The 5,301-nt window shown below is 58.1% G+C and carries 2 protein-coding genes and 4 pseudogenes; 3 read left to right on the top strand and 3 right to left on the bottom strand.

Annotated features, from left to right (window positions below; genetic code table 11):
* Positions 1–536: 536 nt before the first annotated feature.
* Positions 537–1,086, bottom strand: a pseudogene (locus K289_RS49995) (transposase); the annotation flags it as partial.
* Between the two features lie 167 nt (positions 1,087–1,253).
* On the opposite strand from K289_RS49995, the pseudogene K289_RS47245 reads away from it, so the two are divergent.
* The 3 pseudogenes from K289_RS47245 to K289_RS47235 form a co-directional block, all read left to right on the top strand.
* Positions 1,254–2,049 (top strand): annotated as a pseudogene (locus K289_RS47245) (transposase); the annotation flags it as partial.
* 72 nt (positions 2,050–2,121) lie between these two features.
* Positions 2,122–3,158, top strand: a pseudogene (locus tag K289_RS47240) (IS110 family transposase).
* A gap of 292 nt (positions 3,159–3,450) precedes the next feature.
* Positions 3,451–3,930: pseudogene (locus tag K289_RS47235) on the top strand (IS5/IS1182 family transposase); the annotation flags it as partial.
* A 219-nt stretch (positions 3,931–4,149) separates the two neighbouring features.
* Here the strand turns inward: K289_RS47235 and K289_RS0140380 are convergent.
* Positions 4,150–4,551: a hypothetical protein gene (locus tag K289_RS0140380; RefSeq protein WP_156918465.1), complete on the bottom strand. Its 402-nt coding sequence runs from the start codon at positions 4,549–4,551 to the stop codon at positions 4,150–4,152.
* A gap of 431 nt (positions 4,552–4,982) precedes the next feature.
* Positions 4,983–5,301: hypothetical protein (locus tag K289_RS52110; protein ID WP_210164554.1), on the bottom strand; the 319-nt coding region annotated here is incomplete at its 5' end.

Below are 5,301 nucleotides of genomic sequence, written 5' to 3'. Positions count from 1 at the left end.
CTCTCCTTTGTGGAATCAGCACCCCGAGCCTACCGGCTCAAGGTGGGCAACGCCGACCTCTTCAGAAATTCAACAGAACCCGGGACATCCCCGAGCGAACTCAGGACTGGATAAAAGTTGGGGGCAAGGTCAAGATGTGTCCCACGGCGCGCGTCCGTTCGCTACTGATGCCCTAACCGCGCCCTTAGGCTGCTCCTACAATAACGATTATGAGGGCTGCTAGCCCCACAATTGCGGGAAACATTCCAAAAAACATTCCTCCCGACACTGCAATTGCTTCTTCAGGCGTCAATTCGGTTAGATCATGGGCTGACACATCGCTCTTCATTCTTGGTCTCTCTCTCGCTCTTCCATTCAGCAGCTCCTATAGCCGCGCAGAGAGATAAACTCAAACGTCGTGCCAACTGCGCAGGAAGAACCCCAGAAACATTTTCCTGCACTAATTCAATTGCTTATTGAGAGTTGCGTCGGCACTCCGCCGAACATCGCCGTGTCGCGGACGCGACAATCTCAACGTAAGCGGCAAGCTGAGGCCGTCAGGCGGCGTGGTTCCAAGGCATAAGCGCGTCGATTTCGCTGCTTGGCTAGCCGTTTGGCGATGCGCGGAAGGGCGAGAGCAAGCCAGGCGAGCGGATCGACGTTGTCCATCTTCGCTGTCTGCAGCAGTGTCGCGATGGTGGCCTAGGTTCGTCCGCCGCCGTCGCTGCCTGCGAAGAGGTTATTCTTTCTCGTAATTGTTTGTGGCCTGATGGCGCGTTCGACGATATTGGAGTCGAGCTCGTCGCGACCATCGGTCAGGAAGCGTTCGAAGATGGCACAGCGCGAGGCGGCGTAGCGGATCGCCTCAGCCAGTTTTGATTTACCCGAGATCCGCCGTAGGGTCTGCTGCCAGAGATCGAAGAGATCTGCGACGATCGCCGCGGAGGCTTGCTGGCGCGCGGCAACGCGAGCGTCGGGGCTTTGACCGCGCACGGTTTTCTCGACCTCCCAGAGCCTTGCCATCCGCTCGACCGTCGCCGTTGCCACTTCCGAGCACCCTGCAACATGCAGCTCGTAGAACTTGCGTCTGCTGTGTGACCAGCAGCCAGTCGGCCGTGAACAAGGCTCTAAGCGATTGAGCGGGAGTCTGTTTTCGGATTTTGGAGGCGTTTGAGATTGCAGGGATTTGAGGCTTGAGGCTTCCAAACCCTGCAAATTTGTTTTTGGATTTCCTTTTGCTGCGGGCCATGACTCTGTGGTGCATCGGAGGGACGATGCGGCCGAAGAAGCACAAGACCACGGGATCGAATGACCTGTTCCGGGCGCGGCTGGACCAGATCATCAATATGAAGCACGAGCTGGTTCTGCTCGCCGGCAAGGTCGATTGGGACTGGATCGACGATTGGGCTATTGTTGCTCAAACACATTTATGGGCTGTCTGATGGAGGGCGTGTGCGAGCATTGGGTCCACGATCCATACTTCCAGTTCTTCACCCGGAAGAGTTTTTCCAGCACGCTTTTCCGCACGAGCGCTCGGACCTGAGCCATTGGCGCAAGCGGCTCGGCGACAAGCTGGAGCTGCTGCTGGCTGAGAGCCTGAGGGTGGCGCACGAGGCCGGCGCATTGCGCAGTCAGGACCTCAAGCGCGTCACGGTCGACACCACCGTGCAACCAAAGGCCATCACCTTTCCGACCGATGCCAAGCTCTTGCATGCGGCCATCAGGGGTCTTAACCGCCTGGCGAGACATCACGGCGTCAGGCTGCGGCAATCCTATTCTCGCGTGGCCAAGGCAGCCGCGATGATGGCGGGTCGCTACGCTCATGCCAAACAATTCGGGCGGCATCAGCGGCAGTTGCGTATCCTGCGCAGCCGGTTGGGCCGGATCATCCGCGACATCCGCCGCAAGACCGAGGGCGAGCCAACACCGGAGGAGGCGTTCGCCCTCCCGCTTGGCCGAGCCAGCCAGATCCGCTCGCAACAGCAGCGCCAGCGTGGCTGGAAGCTTTATTCTTTTCATGCCCCAGAGGTGGAGTGCATCGGCAAGGGCAAGGCCTCAGCCCCTTACGAGTTAATGGCATGGACCACGCCCGCTCTCAGCGGCAACGTGGACCCCCGCGGGGCAGCAACAGGAGCGCAAGCCATGTCGAATACGAACATTGTCACAATCGGTATCGATCTCGGGAAGAACACATTCCATGTCGTTGGTCTCGATGCCACAGGCGCAATCACGCTACGCAAGAAGCGGTCAAGAAATCAGCTTGACCAGTCGCTGGGCAATGTTCCGCGTTGCCTGATCGGAATGGAGGCGTGTGCAGGCGCACATCATCTGGGGCGCAAGCTCGAGAAATTTGGCCATCAAGTCCGGCTCTTGCCGGCACAGTACGTCAAGCCATACCTCAAGGGTCACAAGAATGATTTTCGGGATGCTGAAGCGATCGCCGAAGCCGCTCAGCGGCCGACAATGCGGTTCGTCCCAGTGAAGTCGGCCGAACAACTCGATTTGCAGGCACTCCACAGAGTTCGCAGTCGATTGGTGACGCAGAGAACGGCGGTCATCAATCAAATCCGGGGCTTTTTGCTTGAGCGAGGGCTACCAGTGCGGCAGGGAGCGGCAGCACTCCGATTGGCGCTCCCCCAAATCCTCTCGACACCTTCGGAAAGCCTGTCGCCTCAGGTGGTTCAGCTCATCCAGACTTGGCCGAAGACTGGCGCTATCTCGACTGTCGCGTCGCGTTAGTCACCAAGGAGATCAACGAGATCGCGGAGCAAGATGCGCATTGTCGCCGCCTGATGAGTGCGCCGGGCGTCGGACCAATCATCTCAAGCGCGATGATCGCCGCGATCGGAACTGGTGAGGCGTTCCAGAAGGGCCGCGACTTTGCGGCATGGCTTGGTCTGGTACCGAAACAAATCTCGACCGGCGAGCGAACCATTCTCGGTCGCATATCAAGACGCGGCAACCGTTATCTACGAACACTGTTCATTCAGGGAGCCAGAGCCGTACTGCTGCAGCGCCAAACCTGGGCCAGGCACGGCTTCGGAGCCTGGCTGGAGGCAGCATCGAAGCGGCTCCACTCGAATGTACTGGTTGTTGCCTTGGCCGCAAAACTCGCGCGGATGGCCTGGAGCATACTCGCAAAAGGCCGTGACTCGAGTTTCCTGGGCCACGCTGCATAGGACACCCCGACCCGGGAAGGAAGGAAGATCCACGATCCGATCGGAATAGCACGCTATCCCGCCGAGGTTTGCGAGACGGAAAGGACGAATGGGGAAACGGTTCCACCGACACTTCTGAAGGCTGGTTCGACGCCATGGCCCTTCTTGAGGCCGGCGAGTTATTGAGGACAGAGGTGGGCGGATATCCATAATGGCTCGGGGCGACAGCCTCAAATCGAAGCCGGATAGATTGGCGCAAACCGCTTCATCCCTTTGTCGATTCCTCTTGCAACGCGGGCGTGGTCCATAGATCGGCGTAAAGGCTTCCATCGTCACCAACAACCGCCGAGCCCCCGGTGGCCTGTTCGTGCTGCACGCCAGCGCCATGCCCGACAACCCGTACGACGGTCACACCTTGCGCGGTGTCATCGACCGCACCGAGGCACTGACTGGCTGTCCGATCGAGCGGGCCTATGTCGACAAGGGGTACCGCGGGCACGACGCTCAAAATCCACGTCGCGTCTTCATCTCCGGCCAGAAACGCGGCGTCTTCGGCGTCATCAAGCGCGAGCTGCGCCGCCGCTCCGCCATCGAACCTATCATTGGACACATGAAAGCCGAAGGTCATCTCGGCCGCTGTTACCTCAAAGACCGTGCCGGCGACGCCGCCAACGTCATCCTCTCAGCCGTCGGCCACAACTTGCGCCGTATCCTCGCCTGGCTCCGGGAATTCTTGCGCCTCTTTCTATGGCGAACGCTCGCCTATCCCGCAAAACTCAATCCGGCTTCTTAACGAACGACTCCTTCATTGATAGCGCTTCCGCCTGGAGGGCACCGCGCTCGTCAACTACCCGAATTTGCCCGCCATCTCCGATTCTGAGCTACGGTTACACGCTCATTGCAAAGCTCGTTCAGCACTTACTGTTTAATCGCCGCTGGGTCCCGCTCTCGCGCCGCAATCTCCACCGCATAGCCATGCTTTTGTCGACTGAATGGCGGACTCGAAAGAATTTCATCGAGAACGTGGCGGTAGCATATCGTCAAGCGTTGTTCGTGCAATTGGATCCCAATCCGCAGCATCAGAACTAGGGTTACGCTTAGTCTCATCGAGAGCTTCTCGAAGGAGTTCTTCAGAATGCTTCCACCAAGCCTCGATAAACCTGCTCTCCGCGAGATACTCAAAACAGGCGCGAAACGTCAAAGCACGGCCAACGACCGCATGGGCTGGCAATTCCACCTCGCTCAACCAGTGCCGCAAAAATTCCCTTTGTTCTTCGCTGTCGAGCGCAATAAAGTCAGAATCGCTAAAATCCAAAAGAGCCGCCATACCCGCAGTGATTTCGCCTTGTATTTCCGCGTGCTGTTTTTCGAACCATTCGCTGATTGTTTGCAACGGCGTCATCGGTTGATTCACACTTGACCTCTCGGCTCACCTTAAAGCGCATGCCGACGACAAACCAAGTCAGTGTCACCTGCCGTCATTCGCTATCTCGAACGAGGCAGCGCGAGCGCGACTCGGCGTCGATGTATTGCGTAGCCGACGCTGTCCCTACCGCAGCCCGCGCTGCCATTGAAATTAGCTACGTGACTCGGCGCTTTCTTGACGACTGATGAAGCGCTGTCCCCATCACGCGCCGCTAACTTCAGTAGCCAGCTTTGCCGTCTCAAATGGCAAAGCCGATCACCCCGCTGCCTGATGGGTGCATGTCCACCAGGAGGCCCCATTTTATATAGCCCGGGAGGTCCCGTGGGTAGCTACCAGGATTGGGCGCCTGACCAATCCAATGCCGACGTCTAAGATAGTCATCTCGCTCGGCTCGCAAACAGCAAACACAAGTCTATGGTTCAGCGAGCGCGGGCGCCGATAAACGAAAAAGGTGCAGATGTGGAAGAATATGCAGACGCGGATGGCACCGAGCTGTTGTTTTTCGCATATGCAATCATCACAGCTGCAACTGCAGCGATCGCATTCTTTCTCGACCGGCGGAAGTCGGAAGATGGGCAACGGTAGGCTCGCAGATGTAATCCATAACCGGAGCAGCCCGCCAATGACAAGCCCATCCAAATTGTGGGGGATGTCCCGGGTTCTGTTGAATTTCTGAAGAGGTCGGCGTTGCCCACCTTGAGCCGGTAGGCTCGGGGTGCTGATTCCACAAAGGAGAGC

Origin of the sequence: Bradyrhizobium sp. Cp5.3, from assembly GCF_000426265.1 — a bacterium.
In the GTDB taxonomy this organism is placed as follows: Bacteria; Pseudomonadota; Alphaproteobacteria; order Rhizobiales; family Xanthobacteraceae; genus Bradyrhizobium; species Bradyrhizobium neotropicale.
The sequence above is the reverse complement of the archived record's forward strand: the minus strand, read 5'-3'. Positions and strand labels throughout refer to the sequence as shown.